The organism is Tenacibaculum sp. (assembly GCF_048269885.1).
Classification (GTDB): Bacteria; Bacteroidota; Bacteroidia; order Flavobacteriales; family Flavobacteriaceae; genus Polaribacter.
In genome coordinates this window covers 91,701-107,391 of record NZ_JBLWTZ010000003.1, presented here as the reverse complement: position 1 = coordinate 107,391, position 15,691 = coordinate 91,701, and the positions used below count along the sequence as shown (strand labels likewise).

General features: G+C 32.9%; 10 protein-coding genes. 8 read left to right on the top strand and 2 right to left on the bottom strand.

What is annotated here, in order from left to right:
* The 6 genes from ACN0WY_RS03270 (at position 1) to uvrA (ending at position 9,438) form a co-directional block, all read left to right on the top strand.
* The gene (locus ACN0WY_RS03270; protein WP_330488282.1) at positions 1 to 747 is read left to right on the top strand and encodes a response regulator transcription factor; all 747 of its coding nucleotides are present in this window, start codon (positions 1 to 3) and stop codon (positions 745 to 747) included.
* Positions 748 to 1,013: 266 nt separating this feature from the next.
* Positions 1,014 to 2,189, top strand: a complete 1,176-nt coding sequence (locus ACN0WY_RS03265; RefSeq protein ID WP_330488283.1) for a hypothetical protein — start codon at positions 1,014 to 1,016, stop codon at positions 2,187 to 2,189.
* Between the two features lie 403 nt (positions 2,190 to 2,592).
* The gene (locus tag ACN0WY_RS03260; protein ID WP_417799543.1) at positions 2,593 to 3,324 is read left to right on the top strand and encodes a hypothetical protein; all 732 of its coding nucleotides are present in this window, start codon (positions 2,593 to 2,595) and stop codon (positions 3,322 to 3,324) included.
* Between the two features lie 76 nt (positions 3,325 to 3,400).
* Positions 3,401 to 4,480, top strand: coding sequence for a linear amide C-N hydrolase (locus ACN0WY_RS03255; RefSeq protein WP_417799542.1), 1,080 nt, complete (start codon positions 3,401 to 3,403; stop codon positions 4,478 to 4,480).
* Positions 4,481 to 4,717: 237 nt separating this feature from the next.
* Complete coding sequence (locus ACN0WY_RS03250) at positions 4,718 to 6,448, top strand: FAD-binding protein (protein WP_417799541.1); 1,731 nt, start codon at positions 4,718 to 4,720, stop codon at positions 6,446 to 6,448.
* A 197-nt stretch (positions 6,449 to 6,645) separates the two neighbouring features.
* Complete coding sequence (gene uvrA, locus ACN0WY_RS03245; protein ID WP_417799540.1) at positions 6,646 to 9,438, top strand: excinuclease ABC subunit UvrA; 2,793 nt, start codon at positions 6,646 to 6,648, stop codon at positions 9,436 to 9,438.
* Positions 9,439 to 9,513: 75 nt separating this feature from the next.
* Here uvrA and ACN0WY_RS03240 read toward each other — a convergent pair whose 3' ends face one another.
* On the bottom strand, positions 9,514 to 10,146 hold the full coding sequence (locus ACN0WY_RS03240; protein ID WP_417799539.1) for an HmuY family protein: 633 nt from the start codon (positions 10,144 to 10,146) through the stop codon (positions 9,514 to 9,516).
* 17 nt (positions 10,147 to 10,163) lie between these two features.
* Positions 10,164 to 12,230 carry a TonB-dependent receptor plug domain-containing protein gene (locus ACN0WY_RS03235; protein ID WP_417799538.1) on the bottom strand — a complete coding sequence of 689 codons (2,067 nt, stop codon included), beginning with the start codon at positions 12,228 to 12,230 and terminating at the stop codon, positions 10,164 to 10,166.
* A 95-nt stretch (positions 12,231 to 12,325) separates the two neighbouring features.
* Here ACN0WY_RS03235 and ACN0WY_RS03230 point away from each other — a divergent pair, with 95 nt between their 5' ends.
* Both ACN0WY_RS03230 and ACN0WY_RS03225 read left to right on the top strand, forming a co-directional pair.
* The gene (locus ACN0WY_RS03230) at positions 12,326 to 13,234 is read left to right on the top strand and encodes a DUF6607 family protein (RefSeq protein WP_417799537.1); all 909 of its coding nucleotides are present in this window, start codon (positions 12,326 to 12,328) and stop codon (positions 13,232 to 13,234) included.
* A gap of 28 nt (positions 13,235 to 13,262) precedes the next feature.
* The gene (locus tag ACN0WY_RS03225; protein WP_330488291.1) at positions 13,263 to 15,686 is read left to right on the top strand and encodes a TonB-dependent receptor; all 2,424 of its coding nucleotides are present in this window, start codon (positions 13,263 to 13,265) and stop codon (positions 15,684 to 15,686) included.
* The last annotated feature ends 5 nt before the right edge of the window (positions 15,687 to 15,691 follow it).

The following is a 15,691-nucleotide window of genomic DNA, read 5'->3' as shown; positions in this document are numbered from 1 at the left end:
ATGGAGAAAATAAACATTTTAATTATTGAAGACGATCAAGAAATTGCTTCTGAATTAAACACTATGTTAACCCTAAAAGAATTTAATGTAGTAGGAGTTGCTAATACATACAGAGACGCTATTTCTCTATTTTACAAATTAGCGGTAGATTTAGTAATTATTGATATTTTTTTAGGAGAAAACCCTGAAGGAATTACTTTTGCTGAAACCATATCTACAGTCCCCAATTCTTTGAAGCCTTTTGTATTTTTAACCTCTTCTAAAGATCGACAAATTTTTGAACGTGCCAAACTCACCAAGCCTTTTCGCTTTTTACTAAAACCTTTTAATGAATTAGAACTACTTTACAGCATTGAAATGGCTATCGAAAAATTTTACAATCAGTCTAATGTTTACGCTAGTAATGATCAAGATACAGTAATAAGTAATCAGTATTTATTCATTAAAAAAAGAGGTGTTTTAAAAAAAGTAGATATTGCTACCATTATTTATATTGAAGTAGAAAACAGGTATTGTAACATTGTTACTGAACAAGAAAAGTTTGTAATTCAAATATCTTTGAATAAGATTAACCACTACCTTGATGATAAACTTTTTAAACAAGTTCATCGAAAATACATTGTAAACACAGAGGCTATTGAAGAAATAACTACCTCAAAAAACTCTTTACTTCTAAAAAACCAACATCTTGTATATTACAGTGATAAATACAAAGACCTTATCAATAATTTTTCCATTTTAAAATAACCACCATTCTTACTGTTTCTAAAAACACATAATACTCTTTTCTACTTCTTTCTATCCCTTTTTATTCTCTATTCACTACATAAAATTACTCTACCATAACATTTACCTTACTTACAAGCCTTTTAACAAGTAGTTTTATATCAGATAACAAAAAATAGCGCTATCAAATGTTTTCTACAATACTCAAGTAGAGTTCAGAGACTACTATAAAAACGAGGCGTCACCCCGAAAAGCCTTATGAGTAAGGAAATTAAAAATATAAAATTATGTCTACTTTAATATCTGAAAATTTAGAATCAGAGGTAAATAAAAACGTAGCAAACGGACACTCATGGGTGTTTAGTTTATTCATTAACAATACAACAGATCGAGATTTTAAAGTTAAGCAGAAAGAATTATTCGTTGGTCGTTGGTATACAGATGGAAAAGACAACAAAAAACCTGTTACGATTCCTGCTGGTCAAAATATTCAAGTTTTCGGTGTTCGTGCATCAGATGGCACATGGACAGGTTATGAAGCAGAGTGTACATGGATAGATGAGGCTCCAAGTGGTGAGAAATCTTATGGAACTATACATTTACGAGTTAATGTTCCTTACTCGTCGAACAATGAGTCAGAGCTCACAGTAAGTGCATTGTTAGATCAAGAAGGATGGGAAAAAATACCTAAAAAAGGACATTCATTTTCTCGATCAATTACAATATCAATGATTGGTGATAAAATCGTTGCAAGTGATCAAAACAACTTTGTCGAAATTAGAGATGAAGAATATGAAAATTGTCTGATGCAAGAAATCAACAATAATGATTTGATGAATAATTGGGATGTATTGCAAAAACTCTCAGTACAAGAGCCTTTTGACCCAAATCAGTACATCCCTAAGACGGTAGAATACCCTCCTAAACAACGTTTTGTTGCACGAAGCGAGACCATGAATATCCCTAAAACTGAATGGAGTGGTATTAGTGACCCAATTTATCATTCTCATTATTCACAAAACGAATTAATCGAGGAATATTTTGCAGTAGCAGCATACTCAATTAATTCAAATGCTCGCGAATATCAATCAATCCCTAAGGGAGTAGACGTCACAAAAGTCAGCTCCATTGAAGTGGGATGTTCAATAAAGTATACCCTTGAAAAAAATCAAAGTATCAAAGAAACTCTGACGGGTAGTTATGCCAATAAAAAAGTTGGAATGGAAATTAAAAACCAGCTCGAAAGTCAATTTTCTCAACGAGATGTATTTGAAAAGTCAACATCTCGAATAGAACAAAGGACCCAAACCATACACATTGGTGCTGCCGATGATGATCGTACATTTGTTCCTTGGGTATTTTCTCAGACTATTCTTTTATATAGAAAACCCAAAAATAAACCTGTTAGCTTAGTTGGAATAGCAGAATGGACAGACCTTGTTCTATATAAAACATACAGTTAGTTATTTTGTAAATGAAAGGTAGATGTAGCAAGTAATGATTTGATGCTTAGAATAGTTTTGCATCAATAGTACTCATAATAAACAAAAAAGGTTTCGAGTAGTTTTGAAAAGCCACCATTTTTATATCAAAAATGGTGGCTTTTACGTAGTTTTAAAGCTTGTGAAGATGCCCTTTTCTACATCTTTCTATACCTATCTATTCTCTATTCACTACATAAAATCTCGGTTTCGTAACATCTATCTCAAAATGTAACTGATTTGAAAGTAATTTCACATCAGAAAACAAAAAATAGCGCTATCAGGTGTTTTCTACAATACTCAAGTAGAGTTCAGAGACTACTATAAAAACGAGGCGTCACCCCGAAAAGCCATATGAGTAGGCATTCTATTAAACCAAATTAAAATGGAAACTTTATTAACCAATCAAAATGAAACTTTAAAATTGAGTTCTTCTTCCGAAGTATTATTTAATGTAACTGACGACCAATTTTCTAAAATTATCACGATACAAACAGATCCAGAAAACCCAAGATCTTTAAACATTAAGTACAACACAGCTATTACATGTACTTTAAATACTAGAAAAGCTTTTTCATACACTATTGCTATTTATACTGGCTTAGACTCTCCTATAAACAAAACCCCTGAGGAAACTTTTAAGATAGAACCATCATCTTTAAGCAATGGTAACGTTAAAATTACTAGTAATAAATTTAACTTCATGTCGGGTCAATTTATTATTGGGCTTTCTGTAAGTACACCTGCAAACACTAAAAAAACATTATGTAGTTTTAGTAAACTGATCTCAGGAAAACAAGGAGCTACTTTTTACGAGTCTTTACAAGTATTAAGCATTAACGCAACGAATCAAGGGTTTGAAATTGAAGTACAATCTAACGCATTGCCCGGAGTAAACCCACAAAATAACAGGGATAGTATATTTTTATTTAAGAACAATCCTGTTGATGAGCAAATTAAAGGAACAAGAGTAATAGACTCTTCTAGTTTAGCTACCACTATTATCACTACTGATAGCTTAGTAGAAGGAGATCAATACGCTATCGGTTATTTCTGTGGAAACCTACTTGGAGCATGTTCAGCAAGACAGTTTTTCATCATAAACAATATTGGATAGACCCTACGTAGTAACACCACTAAATATACTTCTAGTGGTGTTCTACAATTATTTCTAACCTAAAAAAACGACAACCATGTGTACCAGAATATTTAACAATTTCAATAAAGATAATAACTTCTTAACTACTGCTAGAAATATGGATTGGGCAGAGCAAATGCCAACGACCATATTTGCTTTTAGAGTAACTCCAGACGACGAAATGATTAAGTGCGGAACTGCAATACAAGATGAACATTCACTGTTATGGGAAGCGCAATACAGTAGCATCGTAACAATGGTGGGTACCGAAGCTCCTTTTGGCGCATCTGACGGTATCAACTCTCAAGGGCTTGTAGCCAATTTATTATACGATAGTGGTGCTTCTTATTACAGAGAAGATGGAAGCTCTTGTAAAAATTTAGATGTTTTAAGATGGGTTCAATTTGTACTGGATACCTGTTGTTCAGTTTCTGAAGTAATTGCTAAGTTTAACAAAGAAGCTGAAACTCAAATTCAGTTAATTGGAGGAGAAGTTCCTGGTTCTAATAAAAAAGCTTCTTTGCATCTTGCTGTTTCTGACCTTCATGGTAAGTCTGCCATTATTGAAGTTCATCATGGAAATTACATCATTTACGAAAATCCTGAATTTAGAGTAATGACTAACGAACCTTCTTATGCCAAACAAATTGAACTAAATCAATTTTGGCGTTGGCAATGGAATGATAAAAATAACTTTCCTAGTAATACACTTCCTGGTGGTCCTTTTCCTTCTGATAGGTTTGCCAGAGCTTCGTATTATCTAAATCATTTATACAACTCTACTAGTAATTATGATTCTTTAACTCAATCTAAATCAGTTGTTATGAATGCATCTGTGCCTGTTAACTTCAAATCTGACAATCTTCAATTTCCTAATATAGCCCAAACTTTATGGACAAGTGTTGCCTCTCACAATGATCTTACCTACTATTTTTGTAATGCAAGAACCATGGGAGAAATTTATATGGATTTGAATAAAATGAATGATTTTCCTAGTGCCGTTTCTAAACTTATTGTGGTTTCTGAAAACGATAAACATGAATTTATAAACCATGAACTATACGGATGTCTAAACGAAAATTTCACAAAAACTGTTGATCCATTTGCTATGACAGCTGTACTAGTGGATAAATAAACTCTTTTAAAACTTTATATTAAACAGTTGTAAAAATTACAACTGTTTTTGTAACAGTAAAAACACTTAATTGAATTTATTTTTGGTAGAAGCTCTTCCTTATTTAAACAAACTCATTTTCCGCTTATACCCTTTTTCAATTACTTAAATCAACTATTTAATCATTTAAAGAACTCTTTTTTAAATACACATAGGTGCTAATTATTTTTGAGTTTTAATCCTTAAACTACCATATCTATGAAAACTAATATTCAAGAAGAAATTAATACGCTACTTAGAGAAAACATTGACAACTTTTTAAAAGAAATCCAAAAGTCGTTACCTTCAAATGTAACAGTATCTACAAACTGGGGAAATCTAGATAATGTTTACGAACATTATAAAAACAGCCATATTTTCAATAGAAGACTGCAATTCAATCCCTTTGTGATTGTTTATTGCGAAAGCCCTGAAGATGTACAAAATACATTCAAAGCTGCAAAGAACAACAAGCTCCCTTTCAAAGTCAGAGCTGGAGGTCATGATCACGAAGGCGAATGTACTGGAACTAATATTGTGTTAATCGATGTTTCTAAAATGAACTATCCCGAACACGATAATGAAAAAGTTTATATTGAAAAAATTGACGGAGAAAAAATTGCACATATTCGTCCAGGTATTCGTTTTAAAGACCTAACTTCAAAACTCGCTGACCAAGATGTAATGATTCCTCATGGTACTTGTGCTACTGTGGGTATTGCTGGCTTCACCATGGGTGGTGGCTGGGGACCATGGACTCGTAAATATGGCATGTGCTGTGAACGTTTAGTCGGCGCTACCGTTTTGTTAGGAAATGGAGAATTTGCAGAGCTCAATGAAAAAAATGGTAAGATTCCTGATTTACTTTGGGCATTAAGAGGTGGTGGTGGCATGAGTTACGGAATTGTAACCGAGCTTAGAATTAAAACTTTTGAGCTACCTAAAATATTACATCGCTTCAACGTCGTTTGGAATCCGTATTCCGATTTAAATCCAGATAAAGTTGAAGAAAATGTTCCTACTCTTGAAGTACTACAAAAATGGGAGGAAATTATTCAACCTAACAACTCACCCCAACTTATTGGAACTAACTTAAAAGTGAGTGCAAGGTCGTGGGATGAAAACATTCCTATTCCTTATAAAACTATCTATCTTAATTGTCAGTTTAATGGGTATTGGGAAGGAGATGAAATAAGCTTGAGAGAGTTTATAAAAGATACCTTTAAAGATGTACTTGCCGTTACAGATACTATGTTAACTATTGAACCTGCCACAGGTGCAGATTTTGAACATAAAAGCAACTATGGTGACCACCTTATGAGTTCATGGGATAGGGAGTCTTTTAATGAAATTAAATTATCCATGCTCCCTCCTAAGTTATTAATGGGTACACCGTTACAACCAGATTTAGATCTACCTGCACCACATAAAATAACTTCAAGACTTGTTGATAAAAAAGGTTTAGGAGAAGAGGGACATCAAAAACTAATTGAAAGCCTGTGCTCTCCTCTATTAAATGAGCATAACAGAAAAAATACTATTACATCTTATATTACCTTAGGAGCTATTACAGGTGAATTTTACAAAAAACATCCTGAGACCAATAGTGCTTTTCCCTACAATGACAAACAATATACCATACAATACCAATGCTGGTGGGAGGCCTTAGATACAAATATGGATCCAGCAATTAAAAAGTATATTGAAGAAAAAATAAAAAACTTCCAAGACAATACTTTATATGATTACACCAATAGAGCGCTGGACTGGATTGAAGTATGTAGAGATTTTGATATCCCAAATACCTCTGGCGCATTTATAAGCTTTAAGGATAGTTCTATTCCTACTAAAACATATTTTGCCCAAAACTACAATAAACTTATTAGGATTAAAAAACAATACTCGAAAGATCCTTATAATCATTTCAGAACAAGAAAAACAATAATATAAATCTACTTCTCCCCCTTCTTAATGAAGGTTTTTTTTTTTTGACTATTTTCGAAAAAACAACAAATAGACACCTTATTTTCTAAACATTCTATATTTAATTTAAGTTTTGTAAAAAGAAAAGTCCTTGATATTTACATTAAGGTTATAATGTAGAGTTAATAGAAAATCGTACTTTTATAGCTTATTTTTTCGAGTATATGAAGACTGATATTTCAACTGTGAATCCAAAAGAAAATATTATCATAAAAGGAGCTAAACTGCACAATTTAAAAAACATTGATGTCGTTATTCCTCGTAATAAATTAGTAGTTATTACTGGACTTTCTGGTTCTGGTAAGTCTTCTTTGGCTTTTGATACTTTGTATGCTGAAGGACAACGCCGTTATGTAGAAAGTTTAAGTTCGTATGCACGTCAGTTTTTAGGTAAGTTACACAAACCTAAAGTAGACTATATCAAAGGAATTGCTCCTGCTATTGCTATTGAGCAAAAGGTTAACGCTACTAATCCACGTTCTACCGTTGGTACCTCAACAGAGATATACGATTATATTAAATTATTATTTGCGCGTATTGGTAAAACCTTCTCTCCTATTTCTGGGAATGAAGTAAAAAAACATACGGTTTCTGATGTTATCAATCATGTAAAAACTTTTGAGGAACGCACGAAGTTATTATTACTTGCTCCTATACACATAAATAAAGACAGAGATATAAAAACTGTTTTACAAGTACTAACACAGCAAGGATATGCTCGTTTAAAATATCAAGATACTGTATATAGGATTGATGAATTTCCTATAAAAGATTTTAAAGGGAATGAATTACAATTAGTTGTTGATAGAATTGTTGTAAAACACGAAGAAGATTTTTACAACCGTTTAGGAGATGCCATTCAAACAGCTTTTTTTGAAGGAAAAGGAATTTGTCTTATTGAAAACTTATCTGATAATAGCACTACCGAATTTAGTAATAATTTTGAATTAGACGGAATTTCGTTTCTGGAACCAAACACGCATTTATTTAGTTTTAACAATCCTTACGGAGCTTGCCCTACTTGTGAAGGTTACGGAAATGTGATTGGTATTGATGAAGATTTAGTAATTCCAAATACTGGACTTTCTATCTACGAAAATGCTATTTTCCCTTTTAAAACAGATAGTTACAAGAAATATAAGAACGATTTAATTCTAAATGCTGAAGAATTCGGAATTTCTATTCACAAGCCATGGTTCGAACTTACAGATGAACAAACAAACTTGGTTTGGAATGGAACTAAAAAATTCAAAGGAATTAATCATCTATTCAAAAAACTAGAAGAGAAAAGTTACAAAATTCAAAACCGTGTAATGCTTTCTCGTTACCGCGGAAAAACAAAATGTACTGAATGTAATGGAAAACGTTTGCGTAAAGAGGCCAACTACGTTCAAGTTTATGGTAAAACTATTGATGAATTAGTAACCTTACCTTTAGATGAATTAGCGGTGTTTTTCAATAATATTGAATTAAACAAATACGAAGAAAAAATTGGTAAACGCTTGCTTACCGAAATTAATAATCGCTTACAATTTTTAACAAATGTTGGTTTAAACTATCTAACGTTAAACAGAACGTCTAACACACTATCTGGTGGAGAAAGTCAACGAATCAATTTAGCTACTTCACTAGGAAGTTCGTTAGTAGGTTCTATGTATATTTTAGATGAGCCTAGTATTGGTTTACACCCAAAAGATACAGAAAGACTCATTGGTGTATTAAAAAACCTACGTGATTTAGGCAATACCGTAATTGTAGTTGAGCATGATGAAGACATTATGAAAGAGGCTGATTATATTATTGATATTGGTCCAGAAGCAGGAACTTATGGTGGAAATGTGGTTGCCGAAGGAACTTTTAAAGATATTTTACAATCTGAGTCACTAACCGCCAAATATCTTTCCGAAGAATTAAAAATTGAAATCCCTACTAATAGAAGAACATCAAAAAATTCTATAGACATTATTGGGGCTCGTGAAAATAACTTAAAAAACATTGATGTTTCTTTTCCGCTTAACAACTTAACCGTCATTACAGGAGTTTCTGGTAGTGGTAAAAGTACCTTGGTTAAGAAAATACTGTATCCTGCCATGCAAAAGAAACTAGTCGGATATGGTGAAAAACTAGGGCAACACACGGATGTTACTGGGAGTTTTGATTCACTAAAGCACGTAGAATTTATCGATCAAAATCCAATTGGTCGTTCTTCTCGTTCTAACCCTGTAACCTATATAAAAGCGTATGATGATATTCGTAAGTTACTTTCATCTCAAAAACTATCTAAAATAAGAAACTACCAACCCAAGCATTTTTCTTTTAATGTAGACGGTGGCCGTTGTGAAGTTTGTAAAGGTGAAGGAGAAGTTACTATTGAAATGCAGTTTATGGCCGATGTACATTTAGAGTGTGAAACCTGTGGTGGTAAACGCTTTAAAAAAGAAGTACTGGAAGTAACTTTTGAGGGAAAATCGATTGATGATATTTTGAATATGACAATTGATGATGCCGTTGCTTTTTTTACAGAACACAAACAAACCAAAATAGCCCGAAAATTAAAGCCTTTACATGATGTTGGACTAGGTTATGTACAATTAGGCCAGTCATCTTCTACCCTTTCTGGAGGTGAAGCACAGCGTATAAAACTAGCTTCGTTTTTAGTAAAAGGAAATACCAAAGACAAAGCTTTGTTTATTTTTGATGAACCAACTACTGGATTGCATTTTCATGATATTAAAAAATTATTAGCTTCTTTTAATGCGCTAATTGAGCGAGGACACTCAATTATTGTCATTGAACACAATATTGAATTGATTAAATGCGCTGATTATATTATTGATCTTGGTTTGGAAGGTGGAAAAAAAGGCGGAAACTTAATCTTTGCAGGTACCCCTGAGGAATTAGCTAAAGACAAAAAATCATATACATCGAAGTACTTAAAAGAAAAATTACATTTTTAAGAGAAAAGCCACCCAACCTCTCGGTCGGACAGCCTTTCACAACAAAAATTAACAAAATTTAATAACTAAAGATTACTAAAATTTCGTGTCTCCAATATTTGGATTGTATACGTAATTAAAGGTATAATACTGTGCTCCTGAATTAGCTGGATTAGAAGAATTACTGCTATCCATATCCTTATAATAACTTAAAATCTCTATCTTAGCATAAGTTCCGTCTGTAGTTTTTACCACAATAATTTTTCCTGCTACTGGACTAATTTTATGTTGTGGTGGTCCAGAATATGTATACCAAGTTCCCTTTGGCAATGCCAAATTACCTTCTTTATCTTGCACAAAATTAAAATCGTTAGTAACAGAAGTTATTTCAGAGAAAACTCCATCCACAACCACTAACGCTGCATTACCTGTTCTATCTGGCTCGCCTGAAATTCCAGTTTTCTCACCTCCATTTACAAGAATAGTAGTCCCTCTAAAGGCAATATCCCAATTATTCCCAGTTACTACCTCTCCTGTTTTAAAACTAAACTTTACAAACTCTCCTGATACTAAAGGTGGACTTACCGAATAATCGCTAGTTTCTTTAGCATGTAAATTTTCTACTTTTTTTACTACCACATCCTCTAAAACAACATCGTCATTATCACTACATGAAACAGCTACAAAAGCTAACATAGTTATTGCTAAAATTGATTTTAAAACTCTCATTTTGTATTGATTTTATATTAAAAATTAAATTGAATTCTTCCGTAATAAGTGCTACCCAAACGCAACACACTATCGTTATTTGTAAAACTTTGTTTATTTTCTAGTCCTCTTTCATTAAAAAGATTGTCTACACCAACTTGAACATTCATTAACTTGAAAAACGTTTTATCTACCGCTATACTTACTTGAGTATTGGCAGAAACAAAATCATCAAATTCGTCTATAATCCCCTGACTATCATTGGTATCAAACAAAGCATACTTGCTTCGATACACCGCCCGAATATTTGCCGAAAAATCATATTGATAATTCTCGTAGAATACCTTTAGATTTCCCATATGCCTTGACCTATTGGGTAATCCATAGTAGTTAGACAATGTCATTCTTTGGGCAGATGAAGTGGGGGTTTTCCTAAAGAAAACAGTCCCCGATTTCACTTTTTTTTCTTGACCTTTATCTCCAGTATCTAAAAGCTGATAGCCTCCTAAAACCCTAAAATTGTTATTTACTTTATACCGCATATCTACTTCAACACCTTGCGTATATACTTCATCAATATTTCGGTATGAAAACGTTCTTGTTCCTAGCGGTAAGTTTAATTTAGAAGCATCTAATTGTGTGTCAAAAGTATCTATCAAATCTTTGATATCATTTCTAAACAAATTGATATTTAGTTTCAAATTTGATATCGGCTGTACTTGAAACCCGAAGTTATATCCAATAGAACTTTCTGCCTTTAATTCTTTTTCTATCATTTGTACCTCCGACAAATTTCCATACAAATCGTGTAAAGTTTGTGTACCCAATACAATATATCCACTTGCTGTATTCTTAAAATTGAAATATAATTGGCGAAAATCAGGTGCCTTAAATCCATAACCTACAGAGCCCTTAGCCATTAACCAATTAGTTATTTTATAGCTAGAAGATACTTTAGGAGTAAATGCTGATTTGTACCGATTACTATCTTCAAACCTCGCTCCTACAACTACATTTAAATTGTTAACCGGATTGAAATCAAACTGACCAAAAACATAAGGAGTATTGAACTTTTTCACCCCATTAAACTCCGTTCTTTCTAAACTTTCTAAGTTGGCTCCAGTCCCCAAAATTAAAGTCCCAATACTGAAGGTGTTTTTGGATTTAATTTCAGGTCTTAAAAGTGTTTGGTCGTAATTTGTTCGTTCCTCATTAAAAATACTTTCTGCGTTGTACTTAGTGACGTAAAAAGTATAATCTACATTCCATTTATTGGTTAGGTCGTGAGACAGTTTTACTGTAGCATTCCAGTCTTTTTGTTTGTTTTCTTCAGAATTATCTCCTTGTATTTGAGAAAAGTATCGTTGAGAAATTGTTCCTCGTAGCTTATCAGAAAAATCATACATGACTTTTAAATTTCCTGTAAAACTTTGATGCGGTGCTGTTGTTTTTGAAGCCGTTTCTGGCGATAAGTCAAACCCTTCACTAGAATTCAAATTGCCTCCAGCTACAATCCCTAATTTTCTCTTTTTCCAAACAACGTTTGTGTTTATATCCAGTTCATTTTTTGCTCCTCCTCTTGCAAAATAACTCACCGAACCTTTTAACTGCTCGCGCTTTGGTTTCTCTGTAATTATATTAATAACACCCCCAATTGCTTCAGAACCATATAACGAAGAAGAAGGTCCTTTTACAATTTCTATTTGTTTTATATTGTTTACTGTTAACCTGTTTAAGTCTATATTTCCTGAAGTTCTTCCAACAATTGGTACCCCATCTAATAAGATTAACGTATAATCGGCTGCAACCCCTTGCAACTGTACTCCTTCAGAATTTCCAAAGTCTGTTACTATGGTGATTCCAGTTTGTTCTAATAAAATGTCTCTCAGCCTAACCGACCCTGATTTTTGTATTTGTTCCTTCGTGATTAAGATAACTGGCATTGGAATCGACGACAATTGACGCGATGTTCTAGTAGCGGTTACAATTACCTCATCTAAATCATAGCTAGCCGTTGTTTTTTTCTCACTATGAGATTTTTCTTGAGAATACCCCACGAAACTTAACAATATAAAACTTAGCAATATGCTTTTATTTAGAAACATTCTTAATAATTTTTCTGCAAATATATTCTTTATTTTTAATCAATCTAAATAAAATTTATATTTTTGTAGAAAAATAAAATCAAACAAAACTCACGATGAAAAAAATATTATTAGGTAGTTTATTAATACTATCTGCACTTACAGTCAATGCCCAAAACAAAAAGAAAAAAGACAGAGAAGCAATAAAAAAAATGTGTGGCTGCTATGAAGTCACCTTCAACTTTGCTGAAACTTTTAACAACAGTAAAGACTCTCTTTACAAGCCTTCAAAAACAAAAACCGACAAAGCTTTAGAATGGGCTGAATTAATTACTGACAAAAACAACCAAATTTCAATTCAACATTTATTACAAGTAGGAAATCCATCTAACCCACATATTGTGAAGCATTGGAGACAAGATTGGTTGTATGAAAACACTGATTTTTATATGTATAATGGTGATAACAATTGGTTATTCCAAACCAAACCAAAATCAGAAGTTAAAAAACAATGGACTCAAAAGGTATACCAAGTAGATGATAGTCCACGATATGAAGGTACTGCTACTTGGGTTCATGTAGATGGTAAAAGCTATTGGGAAAACACTACAGATGCTCCATTACCAAGAAGAGAGTACACAAAAAGAAGCGATTATAATGTAACTGAAAGAGGTAATCGTCATGAAATTACAAACTACGGTTGGTTACACGATCAAGATAACAGAAAAATTATAAGAAAATCAGGTAAAGAAGATGTTATTGTTGCACACGAAAAGGGCTATAACACTTACGTAAAAGTAGCTGATAGCAAATGTAAAGCTGCACAAGATTGGTGGAAAACTCACACAAACAAGTGGCTATTAGTAAGAAATAAATGGGCAGAAGTTTATGGTAGAAATGCACACCTATCGTTAGAGCAAAAAGTAGATAACAAACCTTTATACAAGCATTTGTTTTCTGAAAAAACTTCGAATGAAGAACAAATTGATAACGCAATAGAATCTTTTGTAAAAAAAGTAAACTAAAAAATTAAACCTCTCAAATAAAAAAGAAATGAGAATTATAGTATCTCTACTACTAATATGTAGTTGTATCCAAACAATATACAGTCAAGCAACTATACAGGGTGTTGTAAAATCAGAAAGTAATGAAGCCATCCCTTTTGCAAATGTTTTTATCAAAGGAAGTAAAATAGGTACTGAAACTACTGAAAATGGTCGCTTTATACTTAAAGAAGTACCCCTTTCAAACTATAAACTTGTGGTTAGTGCTGTAGGTTTTATTCAATCATCACAAAAAATTGCGATTACAGGAGATGTAAACAACTTAATTATTATCTTAAAATCAGACACTCAATTAGATGAAATTGAACTTTTTGGTGCAAGAGATAAAAGAGCTGAAAAACTAGAAACACTTACCAGATTACCTTTAGCTCCTAACGAACAATTACAAAGTATATCGGTATTATCACACAAACTAATCGATCAGCAAAATGCTTTAACTCTTAGTGATGTTACTAAAAACGTAGCTGGAGTTTATACGTTTGCTACTTACGGAAACACTAAAGAAAGTATGTCCTTAAGAGGCTTTAGGGGTATTCCACTATTAAAAAATGGGGTTCGTATTAACTCAGATTTTAGAGGAACGGGAATGATTACCGACATGGCTGGTGTTGATAACATTCAAGTACTAAAGGGAATTTCAGCTATTAGTCAAGGTTTAGGTGGTGATTTAGGTTCTGCGGGAGGAGTTATCAACGTTGTTACTAAAACTCCTAAATTTTATACGGGGGGTGAAGTAAGCTTTCGAGCAGGAAGCTTTGGTAAATTACGTCCTACTTTTGATGTTTACGGACCAATTGACACGGATAAAAAACATGCTTTTAGAATAGCTGGTTCTTATGATAAAGCCGACAGTTATAGAGACCATGTAGGTTCTGAACGTTTTTATGTAAACCCTTCTTATGCTTGGAGACCTAATGACAAAACAACTATTACTTTGGAAATGGATTATATGCATGACAGTAGAACTCCAGATCAAGGAACTCTTAATTTAGGCACCTACGATGTAAATAACATTTACAAGCTTCCTAACAACAATTTTATGGGATTTGACTCAGACAATGTTACTACAAAAAATCTAACCTATGCTATTAGAGTTGACAGAGAGTTAACCGATAAGTTAAGTATAAAAGCAGGGTATTTTGTTTCTGATTTAGATATTGATACTGAAACCTCATACGCTTTTCAAGGAAGCTCAAGAAACGGATTGAGTGTTCTACCCGACTCTCAACGTTACAGAGAATATAGTGCCTCAGGTAGAAAAGATAACAACAGTGTATTACAATTAGATTTGGTAGGTAAAGATGTAAAAACAGGATTTTTAAAACATACTTTCCAAATTGGAGCTGATTTTCGAACTTCAGAATTTGATAATTTAAGATACATAACAAACTATAATTCTGGGAACAATTATGTAGATATAATAGATGTTTTACAACCTATAAATAATACTCTTCCTAACGGAATTAGTGTTAGCAGAAACGCAAGTGCAGATACAGGATCGAGAACAGAAGCTTACGGAATTACCGTTCAAGATAAAATTAGCTTAACCAATTGGGCAGATGTTTTCTTAGGATTACGCTACACCTCTATGAAGAGAACCAAAGGTAATTTTATAGGAAGTCCATTAGGAACATCTAAAAGTGATGACGCCTTTAACCCTCTTGTAGGTTTTAATCTGAAACCAAATGAAAATATCATTGTTTTTGGTTCATACGCTAGTAGCTCAGACCCTAGAACTTCTTTTTATATGGATGTTGACGGTAACGAGTTAGGTACAGAGCGTTGGGATCAAATTGAAACTGGTATCAAATCTACTTGGTTAAACAACGCTTTACGCTTTAATATTACTACATTTTTTACTTCAAGTAAAAACTTAAACCTACCAGTATATGATAACGCGGGTAACAACTTAGGTTATTATACTCAAGGGGGTGACGATGTTAGAAATGGTGTAGAAATTGAATTAGTTGGTCGTATCCTTCCTAATTTAGAAATCATTGGTGGATATTCATATTTAAATGCTAAATACAAAGATCATGTATCTTATTATTACAACTCTCGCCCAATGAACACACCAAAGCATACAGCTAACTTGTGGGCACGTTATGCTTTTCAAAAATCATTAGATGGTTTATCAATTGGCGCAGGAGCTTATTATTTAGGAGAACGACCTCATAATGTATGGTCTAGAAACTACACACATACAGGTGTAGTTCCTGGGGTGAAACCTTTCGACCTAAAAGCATATACTACAGTTAATGTACAAGCCTCTTACAAATTCAATGAAAAATTAAGTATAGATGTATTTGGAAATAATATCTTTGGCGAAATAGGCTACAACGCTTATCGTACAAGCTATATTAATAGAGTTGAGCCTGCCAATTTTGGCTCTACACTACGCTATAAATTCTAAAAATT

Bases quoted from the DNA above. Each gene is read 5' to 3' on its own strand.
- ACN0WY_RS03270 (WP_330488282.1), top strand. From the start codon at position 1: ATGGAGAAAATAAACATTTTAATTATTGAAGACGATCAAGAAATTGCT.
- ACN0WY_RS03265 (WP_330488283.1), top strand. From the start codon at position 1,014: ATGTCTACTTTAATATCTGAAAATTTAGAATCAGAGGTAAATAAAAAC.
- ACN0WY_RS03260 (WP_417799543.1), top strand. From the start codon at position 2,593: ATGGAAACTTTATTAACCAATCAAAATGAAACTTTAAAATTGAGTTCT.
- ACN0WY_RS03255 (WP_417799542.1), top strand. From the start codon at position 3,401: ATGTGTACCAGAATATTTAACAATTTCAATAAAGATAATAACTTCTTA.
- ACN0WY_RS03250 (WP_417799541.1), top strand. From the start codon at position 4,718: ATGAAAACTAATATTCAAGAAGAAATTAATACGCTACTTAGAGAAAAC.
- uvrA (WP_417799540.1), top strand. From the start codon at position 6,646: ATGAAGACTGATATTTCAACTGTGAATCCAAAAGAAAATATTATCATA.
- ACN0WY_RS03240 (WP_417799539.1), bottom strand. From the start codon at position 10,146: ATGAGAGTTTTAAAATCAATTTTAGCAATAACTATGTTAGCTTTTGTA.
- ACN0WY_RS03235 (WP_417799538.1), bottom strand. From the start codon at position 12,230: ATGTTTCTAAATAAAAGCATATTGCTAAGTTTTATATTGTTAAGTTTC.
- ACN0WY_RS03230 (WP_417799537.1), top strand. From the start codon at position 12,326: ATGAAAAAAATATTATTAGGTAGTTTATTAATACTATCTGCACTTACA.
- ACN0WY_RS03225 (WP_330488291.1), top strand. From the start codon at position 13,263: ATGAGAATTATAGTATCTCTACTACTAATATGTAGTTGTATCCAAACA.